This is a genomic window from Methyloversatilis discipulorum, from assembly GCF_000527135.1.
Classification (GTDB): Bacteria; Pseudomonadota; Gammaproteobacteria; order Burkholderiales; family Rhodocyclaceae; genus Methyloversatilis; species Methyloversatilis discipulorum.
Genome location: NZ_AZUP01000001.1, coordinates 3,235,997 through 3,252,832 on the forward strand (window position 1 = coordinate 3,235,997; position 16,836 = coordinate 3,252,832).

General features: G+C 63.0%; 16 protein-coding genes, 2 tRNA genes and 1 pseudogene. 17 read left to right on the forward strand and 2 right to left on the reverse strand.

Annotation, left to right across the window (positions count from 1 at the left end; all coding sequences use genetic code 11):
• Positions 1-21 precede the first annotated feature (21 nt).
• The 17 genes and pseudogenes from METFAM1_RS0115150 (at position 22) to METFAM1_RS0115235 (ending at position 14,299) form a co-directional block, all read left to right on the forward strand.
• Positions 22-432, forward strand: coding sequence for an ExbD/TolR family protein (locus tag METFAM1_RS0115150; RefSeq protein WP_019916234.1), 411 nt, complete (start codon positions 22-24; stop codon positions 430-432).
• Positions 432-1,268 (forward strand): cell envelope integrity protein TolA, encoded by an 837-nt coding sequence (locus tag METFAM1_RS0115155; RefSeq protein WP_019916235.1) that lies wholly within the window; start codon positions 432-434, stop codon positions 1,266-1,268. The genes METFAM1_RS0115150 and METFAM1_RS0115155 overlap by 1 nt, the downstream gene beginning before the upstream one ends.
• A 34-nt stretch (positions 1,269-1,302) precedes the next feature.
• Positions 1,303-2,577 (forward strand): Tol-Pal system beta propeller repeat protein TolB, encoded by a 1,275-nt coding sequence (gene tolB / locus METFAM1_RS0115160; RefSeq protein WP_019916236.1) that lies wholly within the window; start codon positions 1,303-1,305, stop codon positions 2,575-2,577.
• Between the two features lie 47 nt (positions 2,578-2,624).
• Positions 2,625-3,185: a peptidoglycan-associated lipoprotein Pal gene (gene pal / locus METFAM1_RS0115165; protein ID WP_019916237.1), complete on the forward strand. Its 561-nt coding sequence runs from the start codon at positions 2,625-2,627 to the stop codon at positions 3,183-3,185.
• Complete coding sequence (ybgF, locus tag METFAM1_RS0115170) at positions 3,185-3,937, forward strand: tol-pal system protein YbgF (protein WP_019916238.1); 753 nt, start codon at positions 3,185-3,187, stop codon at positions 3,935-3,937. Before pal ends, ybgF begins: the two co-directional genes overlap by 1 nt.
• Positions 3,934-4,626, forward strand: a complete 693-nt coding sequence (queC, locus tag METFAM1_RS0115175; RefSeq protein ID WP_019916239.1) for a 7-cyano-7-deazaguanine synthase QueC — start codon at positions 3,934-3,936, stop codon at positions 4,624-4,626. The genes ybgF and queC overlap by 4 nt, the downstream gene beginning before the upstream one ends.
• Positions 4,627-4,672: 46 nt before the next feature.
• Positions 4,673-5,788 carry a YeeE/YedE family protein gene (locus tag METFAM1_RS0115180; protein WP_019916240.1) on the forward strand — a complete coding sequence of 372 codons (1,116 nt, stop codon included), beginning with the start codon at positions 4,673-4,675 and terminating at the stop codon, positions 5,786-5,788.
• Between the two features lie 81 nt (positions 5,789-5,869).
• Positions 5,870-5,945: transfer RNA gene (locus METFAM1_RS0115185), tRNA-Lys, on the forward strand.
• 36 nt (positions 5,946-5,981) lie between these two features.
• Positions 5,982-6,057 (forward strand) — tRNA-Lys (locus METFAM1_RS0115190).
• Positions 6,058-6,373: 316 nt separating this feature from the next.
• Positions 6,374-7,846 carry a tyrosine-type recombinase/integrase gene (locus tag METFAM1_RS20410; protein ID WP_019916241.1) on the forward strand — a complete coding sequence of 491 codons (1,473 nt, stop codon included), beginning with the start codon at positions 6,374-6,376 and terminating at the stop codon, positions 7,844-7,846.
• A 585-nt stretch (positions 7,847-8,431) separates the two neighbouring features.
• A complete protein-coding gene (locus tag METFAM1_RS0115205; protein ID WP_019916244.1) occupies positions 8,432-8,632 on the forward strand; it encodes a type II toxin-antitoxin system PrlF family antitoxin in 201 nt (66 codons plus the stop codon).
• A gap of 245 nt (positions 8,633-8,877) precedes the next feature.
• A pseudogene (locus tag METFAM1_RS0115210) lies at positions 8,878-9,129 on the forward strand (tyrosine-type recombinase/integrase); the annotation flags it as partial.
• Between the two features lie 145 nt (positions 9,130-9,274).
• Positions 9,275-9,871 carry a DUF1353 domain-containing protein gene (locus tag METFAM1_RS21415; RefSeq protein ID WP_157256633.1) on the forward strand — a complete coding sequence of 199 codons (597 nt, stop codon included), beginning with the start codon at positions 9,275-9,277 and terminating at the stop codon, positions 9,869-9,871.
• 75 nt (positions 9,872-9,946) lie between these two features.
• Complete coding sequence (locus METFAM1_RS20930) at positions 9,947-10,552, forward strand: hypothetical protein (protein ID WP_157256634.1); 606 nt, start codon at positions 9,947-9,949, stop codon at positions 10,550-10,552.
• Between the two features lie 711 nt (positions 10,553-11,263).
• Entirely contained in the window at positions 11,264-12,778 is a 1,515-nt protein-coding gene (locus tag METFAM1_RS21235) for a PEP-CTERM sorting domain-containing protein (protein ID WP_019916247.1), read from the forward strand.
• A gap of 295 nt (positions 12,779-13,073) precedes the next feature.
• Entirely contained in the window at positions 13,074-13,337 is a 264-nt protein-coding gene (locus tag METFAM1_RS0115230) for a type II toxin-antitoxin system prevent-host-death family antitoxin (RefSeq protein WP_019916248.1), read from the forward strand.
• A gap of 671 nt (positions 13,338-14,008) precedes the next feature.
• Positions 14,009-14,299: a hypothetical protein gene (locus METFAM1_RS0115235; protein WP_019916249.1), complete on the forward strand. Its 291-nt coding sequence runs from the start codon at positions 14,009-14,011 to the stop codon at positions 14,297-14,299.
• A 145-nt stretch (positions 14,300-14,444) separates the two neighbouring features.
• On the opposite strand, the gene METFAM1_RS0115240 is transcribed toward METFAM1_RS0115235, so the two are convergent.
• Both METFAM1_RS0115240 and METFAM1_RS20245 read right to left on the reverse strand, forming a co-directional pair.
• Positions 14,445-15,434: a hypothetical protein gene (locus METFAM1_RS0115240; RefSeq protein ID WP_157256635.1), complete on the reverse strand. Its 990-nt coding sequence runs from the start codon at positions 15,432-15,434 to the stop codon at positions 14,445-14,447.
• The gene (locus tag METFAM1_RS20245) at positions 15,431-16,252 is read right to left on the reverse strand and encodes a hypothetical protein (RefSeq protein WP_157256636.1); all 822 of its coding nucleotides are present in this window, start codon (positions 16,250-16,252) and stop codon (positions 15,431-15,433) included. The genes METFAM1_RS0115240 and METFAM1_RS20245 overlap by 4 nt, the downstream gene beginning before the upstream one ends.
• Between the last annotated feature and the right edge of the window lie 584 nt (positions 16,253-16,836).

Sequence of the window (16,836 nt, forward strand, 5' to 3'; positions counted from 1 at the left end):
GCGATGAGAAGACAGCGCCGCATGATGAACCAGATCAACGTCGTGCCTTACATCGACGTGATGCTGGTGCTGCTCGTCATCTTCATGGTCGCGCCGCAGGCCACGCCGACTGGCAGCATCGAACTGCCCAGCGTCGGCCAGGCCTCGCAGACGCCGGCGCAGCCGATTGAGGTGATGGTCAAGGCGGACGGCAAGCTCGCGCTGCGCGACCGCGACAAGGGTGGCAAGGAAGAGGCGGTCACGCGCGATACGCTGGTGAGCCGCCTGCGCGACATGCAGGGTGGCGACGCCAGTCGCGCGCTGGTCGTGGCCGGCGACAAGGCGGTGCGCTACGAGGAAATCCTGCGCGTAATGGATACGCTGCAGGGCAATGGTTTCACCCGCATCGGCCTGTTGGTGCAGACCGGGCAGAACGCGAAACCGGCCCGCTGATGCGTGATTTCGCCCTGAACCGTCCGCAGCCCGGCAAGTGGCAGTCGGCCGCATTGGCCGCCGGCATGCACCTGCTGCTCGGTCTGTTCCTGTTCTACAGCGTGCGCTGGCAGACCAGCCAGCCGGCTGCGGTGCAGGTCGAACTGGTGGGCAGCCTGCCGCCGATCGAGGCACCCGTGCGTCCGCCCCCGCCGCCGCCGGAACCGGTGGTCGAGAAGCAGCCGGAGCCGGTGGTGGAACCGCCCCCGCCTCCGCCGCCGCCCAAGCCGGACATTGCGATCAAGGAGCCGCCGAAACCGAAGACGCCGCCCAAGGTCGAGCCGAAACCTGTGCCCAAGCCGGTGGAAAAGAAACCGGAACCCAAGCCCGAGCCCAAGGTCGAGAAGAAACCGGAGCCCAAGGTGCCGCCCAAGCCGGACAACCGGCTGGAGCAGGAGCTGCAGGACAAGCTGCTGAAGGAATCGCTGGCGCGCGAAAGCGCCGACCAGATGCGCCGCCAGGCCGCGCAGGAAGCCGATCTGATGGCCAAGCTGGCAGCCGACGGCGCGCGCAGCAAGGCGCGCGAAACCTGGGCCGGCCGCATCAGCGCCAAGGTGAAGCCCAACGTGGTGGTGCCGCCCGGCGTGTCCGGCAATCCGGAAGCGGTGGTGGCGATTTCGCTGCTGCCCGACGGTTCGGTGGTCGGCGAGCCCAGATTGAGACAGTCGACCGGCAATGCGGCACTGGATGCGGCGATACTGCGCGCCATCGTGAAGTCGTCGCCCTTGCCCAAGCCGGAAGACCCGGCCGTATTCGAGCGCAACCTGGAACTGAAATTCCGGCCGTTGGCCGAGTGACCGGCGCCTGCAGACACTTTACGGAAAGGATCCGATGATCAAGCTCTTCAGACTGATGGCCGCCGCGCTGCTGTTCGCCGCGCAGTTGGCCCACGCCCAGCTCACGGTCGAAATCACCGGTGCCGGTGCCAACCGCATTCCGATCGCCATCGCCAATTTCGCCGGCGAGGGCCTGCTGCCGCAGGCGCTGGTCGGCGTCGTGCGCGCCGACCTGGAGCGCAGCGGTCTGTTCAAGCTGGTCGACCCGGGCTCGAGCCCGGTGCACCAGGACGCCGCCGTCGACCTCAACCAGTGGAAGGAACGCGGTGCCGACGCGCTGGCGCTGGCCAGCATCCTGCCGGTGCCGGGCGGTCGCTACGAAGTGCGCATGCGCCTCTATGACATCGCGCGCCAGGGCAAACCGGACGGCATGATTTTCGTGTTCGCGCCGGCTACCGTGCGGGAAACCGGCCATCGCATCGCCGACTTCATCTACGAGAAGATGACCGGCGAGCGCGGCGTATTCAACACGCAGATTGCCTACGTGGTGAAGAAGGGCACACGCTTCGAACTGACCATCGACGACGCCGACGGGCAGAACCCGCGCATCGCGCTGCGTTCGGCCGACCCCATCATCTCGCCGACCTGGTCGCCGGACGGCACGCGCCTCGCCTATGTGTCCTTCGAGGCGAAGAAGCCCATCATCTACGTGCATTCGCTGACCACGACCTCGCGCTCGGTGGTGGCCAACTTCAAAGGCTCGAATTCGGCGCCCGCCTGGGCACCGGACGGCAAGCGTCTGGCCGTCGTGCTGACCAAGGATGGCTCGTCGCAGATCTACACGATCAACGCCGACGGCAGCGGCCTGACGCGCGTGGCCGGTTCCAGCTCGATCGACACCGAACCGCAGTTTTCGCCCGATGGCCAGTACATCTACTTCACGTCCGACCGCGGCGGCAGCCCGCAGATCTATCGCGTGCCGGCCAGCGGCGGCAACGCCGAGCGCATCACCTTCGAAGGCAGCTACAACGTGACGCCGCGCCTGTCGCCGGACGGCAAGACGCTGGCCTACGTGTCGCGCAATGGCGGCCGCTTCCAGATCACGGCAATGGATCTGGCGACGCGGCAGACGCAGATCCTGACCGACTCGTCGCGCGACGAGTCGCCGTCCTTCGCGCCGAACGGCCGGATGATCCTGTACGCCTCCGAGATTGGCGGACGCGGCGTGCTGTCGGCGGTGTCGGCCGACGGCCGCGTCAAGCAGAAACTGTCCGGGCAGGCTGGCGGCGATGTCCGCGAGCCGGCCTGGGGCCCGTTCAACAAACCGTAAGTACCGTCACAACCCCACGCAGTAGCGAAACCAGAGAGGCCAACACCATGCGCACCCATACCAAGCTTTCCATCGCAGCCCTGACGCTGGCCGTGCTGGCCGGCTGCTCGTCCACCGGTCCGGAGCAACCCGCCGCGCCGACCGAGGACAAGTCCCCGACCGCACCGACCGGCCCCACCGTTTCGCCGGTCACGCCGCCGTCGGTCGACGGCAAGAAGATGACCGCCGAAGAGGCGCTGCTCGCCCAGCTGAAGGACCCGAACAGCCCGCTGTCCAAGCGCATCATCTACTTCGACTACGACAGCTACGTCATCAAGGACAGCTACGCCAGCCTGATTTCGGCGCACGCCAAGTTCCTGACCGCCAACCCGAAGTTCAAGATGCTCATCCAGGGCAACACCGACGAGCGTGGTTCACGCGAATACAACCTGGCGCTGGGCCAGAAGCGTGCCGAAGCGGTCAAGCGCGCGCTGATGCTGCTGGGCGTTCAGGAAGCGCAGCTGGAGTCGGTCAGCCTGGGCGAAGAGAAGCCGCGCATGGTGGGCAGCGACGAAGCGTCGTACGCCGAGAACCGTCGTTCGGAAATGCTCTACTCGGGTGAGTTCTGATGCAGGCCCGCAACGGGGTCGCGGCGGCGCTCGCCGCGCTGTTCATCGTCGCGGCTCCGGCGCGGGCCGCGCTGTTCGATGACGAGATCGCGCGCCAGCGCATCGAGGACCTGCGCGCCGATACCAAGGCGCGCATCGGCAAGCTCGAAACGCAGCTCGAACAGTCGCAGCGCACGCAACTCGATCTGAGCAACCAGATCGAGACGCTGCGCGGCGAAATCGCCAAGCTGCGCGGCCAGGTCGAGGTGCTCACCTACGAGCTGGAGGCGTCCACCAAGCGGCAGAAGGACTTCTACCTCGATCTCGACACCCGACTGCGCGCGCTGGAAACCAAGCCGGTCGCCGCAGCCGAGCCCGAGGTCGATCCGGCCGCCGAGCCGCGCGACTACGAGGCGGCGCTGAACCTGCTCAAGGGCGGCAAGTACGCCGAGGCGCAGCTGGCGTTCGAAGCCTTCATCAAGAGCTGGCCGAAGAGCAGCTTCCAGCCGGCTGCCCACTACTGGGCCGCCAGCGCCGCCTTCCAGACCAAGGCCTACTCGCGTGCCGCAGAGCTTTATCAGCAGGTGCATGCGCAGTGGCCGGCCGACGTGCGGGCGCCGGAAGCGCTGATCGGACTGGCCAACACGCAGCAGATCCAGGGTGACGCCAAGGGCGCGAAGAAGACGCTGGACATGGTGATCGCCCAGTATCCGGGCACGCCATCGGCCGACGTGGCGCGCCAGCGCATCAAGCAGGCAGCGCAGAAGAAGTGAGCGGGCAGGGTGCGGGCGGCAGGGCCGCAGTCGTTCTGCTGTCCGGCGGTCTGGATTCGGCCACCGTGCTGGCGATGGCGCGTGCGCAGGGGCTGCACTGCTACTGCCTGTCGCTCGACTACGGCCAGCGTCACCGGGCCGAGCTGGTGGCGGCCGAGCGCGTCGCCAAGGCGCTCGGTGCGGCCGGCCATCGCACCATTGCGCTCGACCTGCGTGCCTTCGGCGGCTCGGCGCTGACCGACAGCGCGATCGAGGTGCCGACCGGCGGCGTGGCGCCGGGCATACCGGTCACCTACGTGCCGGCGCGCAACACCATCATGCTGTCGCTGGCGCTCGCCTGGGCCGAAGTGCTTGGCGCGCAGGACATCTTCTGCGGCGTCAATGCGGTGGACTACTCCGGCTATCCCGACTGCCGCCCGGAGTACATCAAGGCTTTCGAGGCGATGGCCAACCTGGCGACCAAGGCAGCGGTCGAGGGCGCGCGGCTCACCGTGCACGCGCCGCTGATCAGCCTCACCAAGGCGGGTATCATCCGTGCCGGCGCGCAGCTCGGCGTCGATTACGCGCTGACCGTGTCCTGCTACCAGGCCGACGACGAAGGCCGCGCCTGCGGTGTGTGCGACTCCTGCCGCTTGCGGCGCGAGGGATTCGCGGCAGCCGGGGTGGCGGACCCGACGCGCTACCGCTGAACCGTCGTCCCGCATTCCGGGGCGGCGTTACCGCTCCGGAACGACGATGGAACTGAACATCCACACCGAAACACTGGCAGCCGTGTTCGCGCTGTCTGTCGCGCTGGGCGCGCTCACCTCGCGCACCGGCTTCTGCACCATGGGTGCGGTGTCCGACTGGATCAATATCGGCGACCTCGGCCGCATGCGCTCGTGGATGCTGGCGATTGCCACGGCGATGGCCGGCCTGGTCGGGCTCGAATCGGCCGGCGTGGTCGACCTCAGCACCACCTATCCGCCCTACCGCACGCCGCAGCTCGCCTGGCTGCGCTACATCGTCGGTGGCCTGATGTTCGGCGTCGGCATGACGCTGGCCAGCGGCTGTGGCAACAAGACCCTGGTGCGCATTGGCGGCGGCAACCTGAAGTCGCTGTTCGTGCTGGCGGTCGGCGCCGTGTTCGCCTACCTGATGATCTTCACCGACTTCTACGCCAGCGCCTTCGGCTGGATGAACGACTGGACGCTGTCGCTTGACGCCCGCGGCATCGACTCGCAGGCGCTCGGTTCCGTCGTCGCCGGTGCAGTCGGCGGCGACGCCGCCACGCTGAATCGTGCCCTGGCCTGGATCATCGCCGCTGCGTTGGCCGTGTGGGCTTTCGCCTCGGCCGATTTCCGCCGCAACATCGACCACGTGGCCGGCGGCATCGGCTTCGGTCTGGCGGTGCTGGCCGGCTGGTGGCTGACCGCCGGCCCGCGCGCCGCGGCGTGGAAGGAGTGGGCCGAATTCGCCGACGTCGTGCCGAGCCGGGTCGAGGCGCAGTCCTACACCTTCGTCGGCCCGATGGCCGACGGTGCGCGCTGGCTGCTCGATCCGACCAATACCGCGCTGCTCAATTTCGGCCTGATGGCGCTGGCCGGTGTCGTTGTCGGCGCCTTCATCCATGCCCTTGCCAGCGGAAAATTCCGCGTCGAGTGGTTCCGCGGCACCGCCGACGTCGTGCGTCACGGCATCGGCGGCGCGCTGATGGCCATCGGCGGCGTGCTCGCTTCCGGCTGCAGCATCGGTCAGGGCATCACCGGCGTATCGACGCTGGCGCTGGGTTCGGCCATTGCGCTGCTCGCCATCATCGCCGGCTCGGCGCTGACCATGAAGGCGACCATGTGGTGGCTGATGCGCGACTGAGCTGCGCGCGGCACCGGGCGGAAAATTCCGGGTTGACAGAGCCCTTTCGCTCACCTATAGTCCGCGGTCTTCGCAAGGCGAGGGTCGGTAGCTCAGTCGGTAGAGCAGCGGACTTTTAATCCGTTGGTCGCGAGTTCGAGTCTCGCCCGACCCACCACTCGGTGGGCCGAAGCAGTATGCGAAGCAGGTTTCCGGGTTGTTAGCTCAGTTGGTAGAGCAGCGGACTCTTAATCCGTAGGTCGAGTGTTCGAGCCACTCACAACCCACCAGATTCAAGTAGTTGAAAACAAAGGCCTTCTTCGGAAGGCCTTTGTCGTTTACGTCCCCGGGACGTGCTCTGGTAGCAAAAATGGTAGCGATGTGCGCACGACGGTCATCCTGCCAGAACACCACCAGAATGCGTCCGGACAGACGAAAACGACCGCGCTGACGGGATAACTGCCGGGGCTACACCCCTTGTCACCAAACGACAAGGAGCTTTGCCCATGCGTCACACCCTGCGTTTTGCGCCCGGCCTGATGGCTACCTCGGCGCACCTCCCCTGCTGGCTTGCCGCGGTCCCCCTTTGCGCGAAGGGAGGCCGCCATGGCTAAGCCCGCAAAACCCTTCAAGTACCGCGAGAAGTGGCGTGCCCAACTGACCCTGAAAAACGGGCAGCGCCTGACCCGCGATTTTCCGGTCGGGCAACACGACGAAGCGGTGCGCTGGCTCGCGGAGCAGCGCGCCAATGCCGACTCGGCGCACGAGCCACAACTGGGCGGTCCGACACAAGCCACGCTTGCGCAGGCCCTCGAGCTTTACGCACACCTCTATACGATCCTCAAGGGTGGGGCTCCGGCTGAACTCACCCGCATCAATCACTATCTCGAGGCCGGTGGGCTGCAACCGCTGCAACTCGTGAGGGAGGAGGGCGGTTTCAGGATCGCGCCCAAGCCACGTCGCGCCCTGCCGCGCTCTTTCGCCGCGCATCGGGAAGAACGGACGCAAAAGCGCGCCAAGACCTACGCACAACTCGCGGAGCTTGCTCGGAAGCCCTGCGGCCGAATCGCCAAAGCCGATATTCGTGCGTTCATGGCGACCATGGCTCAGGAGGGGCTCTCGGCAAGCACCATTCAGAAGGAAATCGCCCTCATCAAAGCGATGTTCAACAAGGCCATCGAGGAGTGGGAGTGGACGACATTCAAGAATCCTTGCGCGGGCATCAAGCTTGGCGGGTCCGTCCCCCGGTTCGTCATTCTGTCCAGGGACGAGCGCGAAGCCTTGTTCAAGGCACTGGCGGAGTGCGACAACCTCTACTTCTGGCCGCTGATCAAGACGGCTCTCCTCACTTCTCTGCGCCGCCTGAGCCTGCTCTCGCTGCGCTGGGAGCAGATCGACTTCGAGCACCGCGTTGCCCGCGTGGGTTCGAAAACCGGGTTCATCACAGTGCCCATGAGCCAGACGCTCGTCGACGTGCTGAAAAGTGTTCCTGGCGATCAAAGCAAGGGGTTTGTCTTCCCGATCAGCGGTAACGCCGTAAACATGTGCTGGGAGCGTGTGCGCGAAAAGATCGGGCGCCCCGATCTTCAGTTTCGAGATCTGCGGCACATCGCCGCGACGGACTTGGCAAAGAAGGGCGCATCGAGCGAGTTCCTGCGCCGCTTCCTCCAGCACAAGACCTCAACGATGGCGAACATCTACATCAATCTCACCCAGCATGACATGCATGGTGAACTCGACAAATTGCAGCGAGACGGCGACATCATTGAGTTGCCGCCGCGCAATGCCGCCGACGCACTGAAAGCCCGGCAGACGAGAAAAACGATTCGTCTCGTCGATGGAAAGCGGCGTGACAACGAGAACGCCGTGTCGGATGCCGAACTTGCCGTTGAGCAGGCGCCGCAAAGTGCTGTCAATACCCACCAGGCGGAGGCCCGCGGCAAGCATGGTGGAGGGCGCGTTTCAGACGCCACGCTGGCCCCGGGTGAGAGTGATGCCGCGTCAGCGCCGGAGTCGGCTGACAACGTCGTGCATGTCCAGTTTGGAGCAGCGCGCGTCCGGCGGGCCGCAGGCGGCTGAAAGAGGTCGATTCCCGGACTGGCTCCTCAGCGCATCAGGCGAGCTGACGCTGAGTACGCTGGTTCCGGGCATCTTTTGTTCGTAACTGGGCCTCCATTCGACGGTGACTGTACCGCTCGTGCCCTTGGCCAACTGCTGCTGCCGGCGCGGGCCGACAGCCTGGCGCTCCCGCAGTCAGGAGGCGCAGATTCAGCGGGAGTGCTCGGCCTACTCTGGCATTCAGGAAAGGATTCCGAAACGGTCGAGGGGGGTGATCGAGCGGTTCGCCAAGTTCCTGGGCACGCCCCTCATCGCACCGTCGATCAGACGCAACAGGCTCTGGGCACTGATCTGACCGAGGTGTGCCGTGGCAGTCTCGAGCGGCCCCCCCCTTAACGAGCGTCAGATGAGGCTACTCAAATGCGTGCTCGATGGCTTCGAAGGTAAGCTCACGGGGAGCAAGTGGGCGGCCACTTCCTAGTCTTCGCCAGACACAGCGCCGCGCGACATCAAAGATCTGCTTGCGTGAGGTGTGCTGCGCAAATCGGACTCAGGCGGGCGTGGCACTAGCCGGTTACTGATTGAGTCTCTAGCGGGGGAAAATGCATGATTGATGATGTCGACGACGAAGAGACTGCAGCCATCAGTGTGGTCGAGAAGGCGGTTCTGGATCACCTTGATCGAGACATCATCGTGCACCCTGAAAGGTTGCAGCCCATCACTGCCGAACTCGTGCGAAGTGTTCAATCCCTGGTCAGCGGCGTCTCGGTAGAACTCGACATTCAATTGCCGCCAGACGACGGATGAGCCAGATCGGCTGACGAATCGCTCGGCTCACAGGCGAAACGTCACCATCGCGAGAAACCGGGGGGGGGGCGATTTGCAGGCTCAACGCGCGCTCATCTCCGTTCCAACAAACTGGTTCTGCCAAGAGGGCGTCTGCCTTATCGCAATATGGGCGGCGGGCAGAGCGGGTCAAGGCCGCTGTGGTGGCAACTCAGCCGAGTGATCTTCGAGGAGCAGGAGTCTGCGTCTGGAATATGTTCAAACCCAGAAGCTGGCGCAAGGCCCTCAAGCGCGCCGGCATCACGAACTTCCGCTGGCACGACCTGCGCCACACCTGGGCGAGCTGGCTGGCACAGCGTCGTGTGCATCTGTTCGTCCTGCAGGAGCTGGGCGGCTGGAAGTCGGCCGAGATGGTACGGCGCTATGCGCACCTGTCCCCGTCTGTCAATGCGCGGTATGCAGCGGAGATCGATCTGGAGTTTGCGAGGGATTCCAAGTCGCGCTGCGGCGGTCTATAGTCGCGCACGCAAATGGCATCATGAACAGTGCACTGCGTCGATGCATGTGGCTGGAACGCAAGCATGCTCTGTCCGGTTTTGCTGTCGCATATCGCCGAGAGTAAACACTTCATCTGCCGTTAGTCGTCACATGGGGAGAATGCGCATGAGTTCCGCGAAGGGTCTCTTTAAGCTGCTTGCTGCAGCGTCAATTCTCGGTGGGTGCCAAGCCCCTCCCGCCCCAACGGTTCGACCATTTGGAGACAACAAGTTCTGGGTCATTGTAGAGCCCTTGGAGTATGTGATTGGCAAGACGAGCGATCGCATCGTCGTACCGCAGGGCTTCGTCACTGACTTTGCTTCAATTCCACAGTCACTATGGTCACTCGGATTGAGCCCTCACGGGCAGTACAGTCGGGCGGCAGTTATTCACGACTACCTTTACTGGGCGCAAGGTTGCACGCGGGAACAGTCAGACCGACTTCTCCTTATCGCAATGAAGGAGAGCAACGTCGGGAAGTTTGACGAGTTCGCTGTCTACCAAGGCGTCAATCTGGGCGGGGCAGGTCCTTGGCGAGACAACGCCACGGAACGCGCAAACAAGCTACCTCGCGTCCTTCCCGAGAAGTACCTGCGCCCGTACGATCCGAACATGGCGTGGCCAGCGTATCGGGCATACCTCGTAACGGAAGGAGTTGTAGACCCTCCATTCGAGCAGGGCCCACCGTACTGTCGCTACGGAGACTCGAGTCAAGTGCCGTGACGCCTAACCTTTCGCTCGAGCCGACTCGCACCGGCGTGGCGCTCGCGGCTCAGTTCAAACGTTAGAGCGCTACTGATGCATTCATACATCTCAGACACCGAGTTCGCAGTCTCACACCTTACTGCGGCGCTAGTCACCGACCGAGCAGAACTCGCTCAACTTGAAGCTGAGCAAGCTGCCGCTCTCTCTAAAGAGGCCTACTTCGACATTGCTTTCATGCAGCGGCAAATGCACCCCTCGGCCAACTATTGGTATGGTCAGCTCCGAGAAGCGCAAGGCCAACGCAACGCTTTAGATTCAGAGATCGCTCGGATCGAAGCGCGACTCCTAGACAAGAAGTTCTCCCTTTCAGCTCTTGCCAGCGCATTGCTTCAAATCGGCAAACAAGGCATTTCGGTAGTGCGGCGACATCCGGCGAGTTGTCCAGATGGGCGGGCCGTATGTGGTGTGCCTCTGAAGTGGGTGATCTGGGCTGGTCGCAATCAGGCGCTTCACTATGAAGAGCCTCGAATGATCAACGACGAGACGCAGGACTATTTGCATCGTATGGGACACAACAGTGGCAACGCAGCCTTGCTCAACTCACGAGCAGGAGAAAATCTGGCGCTAGCCGTTGTTGAGCAACTCGGCTGGCTGTCGTTCGCGGCGTACCAGGAAGACATGCAGAGTCTTCTCGGGTAGCGCCCTAACCCTTCCATCGAGAGGACGCTGCCCGGCAAGCCGGTCAGCGCCTCTCATGTCAAACGTCAGTGCCGTGTTTGAGTTCTGTTTGACACATCGGCCAATCCGATGATCAGTCGCTTCGCCAGCATCCTGCAGGTGCGCTCGCGTCTGCGGACTGTTAATCCGCAGATCCTTAGTCGATAAGGAGCTTTTCGCATGTAGGACAACCTCCGTTTTGCGATTGACCTGGCGGCCATTGCGGAGCACCTCTGCGGTTGCCGCGCTAGCATCATGTGAGTACAACACCCTTCGGCGGCGGACTCGGCTCATAAGGGTGTTTATGTCCAATCCGGAGCGGCGAGTGTCCAACCCCGGCTGATCGGGTAGCCTCCACCAAGGCTGCAACGTCAAGCCGAAGGATGCGTGCTCCGGCTGCCAGCTCCCATGACGTCGGACACAATGAGTGGGGATGCTCAGTTGACAGCATTGTCCCAGTCCACCTGCCTCCCTGCTTCGTGAGAACGCTGATGCGAAGTGCTTGACCGGCCTGCAAGACGCTGGTCATATTTCGGCTGCACGATATCCACGATGGGTGAATATGGCCTCTGCGTCTGACGCCGAGTGACCTCAGTAGCCTCCATGGTCAGCCAAAGGTAAAGCCGTGTTTCCATAACCCGATTTCGCTCGTTGCGACGTTCAAGCCAGACACCATCTTCGGAGCCCTTCGTCATGCCAGCCCCCACCTGCAGCCGCCTGATTCCACTCTCCGCCTTGATCGCGCTCACGCTTGTCTCGAGCCATGCCGTCGCAGAAACCTTTACTTGGGGAGGGGGTAACGGCTATTGGGACGAATTGAACTGGACCAGTACCGGCGCCCCGGACGATGACGCTGCGGTCGTGTTCGTCGATGGCGGCAAAGATGGCGTCGCGTCTCTGGTTCAGGTACGGATCGATCGCTTCGATAACAATCAGTCGGCCTCGTCGCTCTTCATCGACTCGGGCGATACCGTGGAGGTCGTTGCTGGCACGCTGACCCTTTACGACGCGCTTACGGTCAGCGGCACGCTTAGAAACCTGAGTTCTTTCCGCATGCGCGCAGGTGTTTCCGCCATCGCCGGGTCAGGCGCAATCGAAAATCGTTCGAACAGCTTTGTTGGCGAGCAGATTACCTTGGGCGCTGGCGTCACCCTGTTCAATGAGGGCTTCACACGATTCCAGGCTTTGAACATCCGTGGCGACTATCGTGCACAGGGGGCCGAGGGCCCCAGCCTCACCGTCTCCGGCATCCTGCAGCAGAACGGTCGTCTGCTTGTGGCGTCGGGTACCGACTTCTCGCTCAACGTCGGCAACATCGCCAGCGGCAGCAAGGCGATCGAAGTCGAGTCCAGCGGCGTGCTCAGACTGGACAGTGATGAGATCATCTCCGGCCAGCATTTCGTCGCCTCGGGTGGCACGGCAAGCTTTTCCGGTCGCACGCTGGCTGATGCCCGATTCTCAGGCGACTGGGAAATCAGGAAAGGTTCGACCAGCGCCACAATGCGGGATCGCCTCTCCGTCGAAGATTCGATGACCATCTACGGCGTCGGCGGCGCTTCGGAACTGAGATTCGCCAGCGATTTCGAGCTCGATGGCGGCGGTACTTACCGCCTGGTAGGTGGACGGATCGTCCAGACGCTTGGGGACCGGTACACGCTTACGCTCGCAAATGGCACGACGCTCGAGGGCTATGGTGGGATTACGTCGGAGAACGTCGTCAATCAGGGGCGACTCATCGCCGGTACTGGAAGCGATGGTCTGACCATCAACGCCGAGAGCGTTGTCAACGAAGGCATCATGGACATCACAGACTCGGACGGCGCATGGGGCCTCTATGTTGGCAGTACGACCCGCGGCAGCTTTGTGCAGACCGCAGCCGGCCGGCTCGTCTTCCACTTCGACGACACCGTGCCGAGCGACCAAGGCATCATGCGCGTTTATGACGCGACACTCGACGGCACGGCCGAACTGATGTTCGACGCGCCGCCGGAGATCGGCGTTTGGTACACGGGAATGTGGGCGGCTGTCGGCAAGATCAACGGGCAGTTCGCCGACGTGGTCGCGCCTTCCGGGTGGTCCATTGAAACGCGCTATGAGGACCGCGCAGTAAGTTTTCGGGTCACAGCCGTACCGGAACCGGAGACCCTTGCCCTGTTCGCCGCCGGCCTCGGCCTGATCGGCGCCGTCGCTCGCCGTCGCATGGTCTGACCACTAAAGCCGGGAGACTCTGCGCAATGGACCACAGACCCAAGCCATTACAGTTGGCGATTCCAAACGTGATGTCGAGCACCAGAAGCGATGACTGCGCGCCGTCCTCGCCGGCTCTCCCGAACTTGACTTGACGGTACAAGATGCGCCAAGCACGACTCGGTTTCGGAGATCCATCGTGAGCCAGAAATGGCGGGATCTCTCTCGAGGCGCCGGTCGCACGTCAGTGCAGCTGGGCCGGTGGCAGATTGCACAATTACGCTCGGCAGGCTTGTAGCTGTATTGGGCTCCGACGTTGGAGCGGATCATCGAAGTCATTCTTGCTGAAGTCACCGTGAGCATGTCCGAGTTCAAGAAGAACCCGGCGGCAGTGCTCAGAGAGGCCAATCACCGCCCGGTGGTGGTGCTCAATCACAATCGCGCCGCCTTCTACATAGTCGAACCACGTCTGTTCGAGGCGTTGATGGACGAGCTTGCCCACCAAGAACTCTACCGCAAGGCAGCGAGTCGGCTGGCCGACAAGTCCTGCGCCATCGAAGTGGACATTGACGACCTCTGACAGGTTGGTGAGAAACCCCGTCCCCTGCTCTGGGCGCGGGGTTTCTCACCAACCTGCTAAACGGTGTAGCGCCCCGCGTTTGGATATGCCCAGATTTCGGCCTTTCTTCGCAAAGCTCTGTTAAATGTTTGAGGCGTAGTGGGGTTGCCCAGATTCGTCGGATTGCGCGCGCCTCGTAAGCGAGACTCGGGCGCCTGCCCGGGCAAGATGGCGGGTAGGCGCCCCAATGGTCGAAGGATGGCTTTCAGGGCGATGGGGTATTGTCTTTCGAGGCAGGCAGTCTCGGTCGCCCTTTTGCCTCGCGTGCCGCCAGCCATCGAGCCTGGTGCGCGAAAAGGGATCGACAGTACGCATCGACCACGGCTGCATCCCAGAAGACCTGCTTTCCCATCCTCACGCCGTGGGGCAGGCGCTTCGAGCGAACCATCAGTTCAACTTGGCGCTCACTGATACGGAGTTGTGCCGCCACCTCGGCTTTGGTCAGAAGTTTAATTTGCATCGCGGTACGTCGAAAATGGTGTTCAAGGTTTAGCGAGCCCGTTTATCGCGTAACCGCACATGGACTAGACTGAAAAAGTAGCCGCAGCGGTCGTCCCAATGGAGACAAGCCGCGAAATCGCGCGCGCTAGCCTTCGTCGGTCGATGCACAGAGAAATCAAAGGCGGAGAGAGATGCTGACCGCGACGACAGACACTTGGGATTACCAGCGGGCCTTTCGTACCAGCCTCACGCTTCGGGACGAGGGGCGCGGTCGCTGGACGGCGAACACCCCGGCACTGGACCTCCGATTCAAGATCGAGCACCAGCGGATCGGTCAGGTCGCTGTTCTGCGTATCTCGAGCAACGGCTTTGATCGGTACGATTTTGTCTCGCCAGCACTCACTGCCGACGCGCTGAAGGACGTGATCGAAGAGCGACTCGTCGACGAAATCCTCAGTGCCTACGCCAGAGAGCCTTTCTGACTGGTGGTTTGCGGTTGATCGACACAAATCAGATGAGCGGCAGGGGCTGGACATCGTGACCGCGCCGTCCCGCCGCCGGGATCGCGCCCGCAACTGGACCGGGACGCTTTTGGGCGTAAATTCGCCCTGCGCACCGGCGAAAGCTCTATTCGTGAGCTCGCGCGCGCATAGACGCATTAATTTGCTTCGGTCGTCCCGAAAACAGCTCGGTAAGCGCTTTGAGATCCGGATCTTCATCGTAATTTTTTCGTACCGGAGCACGCACAGTCTTCTCATCCGGTGGCGCCGCCTGCGCCAACTCCTCGAAGTCAGTCGAATGAGTCAGGGTGGAGTCGGCCACGTTCAACGCGGTGTCTGAGCCGGGTGCGATTTCAGGTTCCATCTCGGGCGTATAGGAGGTCTGAGCCGCCTCGCTTTCCACGTGCGACGCGCACCGGACTTCCGGCTGAAAGGGGCGATCCAATTGGTTCGTATCCGCTCGGGACGACGTGTTCGAGTCAGTGACGGTGGCCTCTTCGCGGGTCGCTGCAGATCGTGCGCGCCGCCCACCCAACTTGAGCACTTTGACGGGCTTCTCTCCGCGCAGACGCCGAACGAGGTTATTGATCGCGTTGAACTGACGAAGCCAGCGCCAGATGCGCTCAAAAACCAGCGACAAGACCATTGTGCAGAGCACAGCCAGGGCAACGTACCAGTAGATCCGGCCAAACCATGCTTTTGCGACCTCGATGCGGTACGAATGCACGTCAGAGAGCTGGTCGAGATAGGGATTGTCTAAACGCCAGTAAAAGGGCGTCTCAGGGAGCAAAACCTGGCTATCGAGCGGAAAGTGTTTCGCCGGATTTGCGACCTGAAGAACGTGCTTGCGCAGGGCGAAGCACATCCTGCGTTCGTCGTCCCAGCACGCGGAAACCGATCTCGAGACCTGCGCCTGTCGCTCACGTATCAGGTAACAGCCCGCCCAGTCCTTCTGATCACATTGTGCGGCGGCCTCGGCCAGTCGCTGAAGGTTCGCTTCTGCAGGCCACGTTGTTGCAAGTTCAGCCAGAAGAGCGGGCGGCCGAGGGTCTGGCGGCGGGGGGGCCTCGCAAGCCGCAACGAGTAACGCGGCGAGGATCAATGCGACGCGTTTCATGCGTCCCTCAGAAGCGAGCATTGGATACGGTTACGCACGTAATCGGGGACTGTCAAAGCCCTGTCTTCATAGTACTTCCGCGCAATCGGATCGGATCGCCAGAGCGTGTACCTTGATCCCGGGGCGAGCGCTTTTTCATACTTGGCGACGATCGCCGGGCTGTCTGAGAAGATGAAGAACTTGTCGTACCGTGGCGGTCCCTTCCGATCATCAAGGGCGATGCAGATCTTCAGTATGAAATCGTCCAGATCCCGGCCCCATTTGCCGCTCAGTTCGACTTCGACCGCCGCCAGGTTTCCGGACGAGCACAGTTTCCATACGACGTCCGGCTTCTTCTCATCCTTTTTGTCGCCAGCACGCTGCAGCATGCGCTCCGTAAAGTACGCACTCGCGTGACCGGATTGGAGGGCGGTGAGCGTGAGCTGTTGCGCAAGCAGGTTGTGCCGGATCAGGTGCTGGCTGATGCGCAGCGGATTGATCTCAATGTAAGGGTACGACTCGGTACGGAATCGTTCCGCTTCTTCGAGCCCGATCCTGCTCAAAGTCAGTACTGATTTCGGTACGCCTTTCTGCACGCCGCCGGACTGAGTTCGGGTCTCAACCAGGAGTCCGGAACGTACGAGTTTTGCGGCGTAACCGCCCGCGGCCTGTCCAACGACCTTGCGCAGCAGGTCGGCACTTGTCCAGCCGTTCAGGTAGATCCATTCCAGGGCGGCTTTGCGCTTTTCTTCGCCGCGTGCGCGAGGGCTTTGGCCGTTCAAATATTCGGCGGCGCTCGGTGTTTTCCTGGTGACGGGGGATGCGGGGTGTTGTGTCATCGAGTTCTCCAAAAGTGAGGTGGTGTTCTCGATGTAGTGCCCCGATTTATCGGTCCCTAAGGCCCTGTGGGTAGGCATGGGTGAGGCGCTGCCAATGGGCTGCGTCTGGCTTGAGGGGGGCTTTGGAGTTGGGTGAGCATCGTCGGTCCCTTCGTCCGGATGGGTACGAAGGGACCGACGATGTCGGTGACGGGCTGCAGCAGTCGGGGGCGACTGCTTGCGCGGCCCGAGAGGCACCGGCAAGGCGCTCCTGCGGAGCGTCGGCTGGGGCCGATTCCCTTGCCTGACGCGGCTGGACGCCGCCTCTGCCTCCCGGACCTTGCCTTCCCGCCCTGGCGGGCTGCAGCGGTGACGTGCCGTCACCTCGCGGGGGCGCGCGCAAAGCGCGGCTACCCGCTTCGCGGGCTTCTCTCACGCATCGGGCGCTGCCCGGTGCGCTCGATCGGCGCTGCGCGCTCTCGCTTGCCCTCAGCCCGCCCGCTTCGCGGCTCGGACTGCGGGGCCCTGCTCGACCTTCGGCCGTTCGGCCTCACCCCTGCGGGGCACGAAGCGGGTAGCCGCGCTTTGCTCGGCGCCCGGGGCTT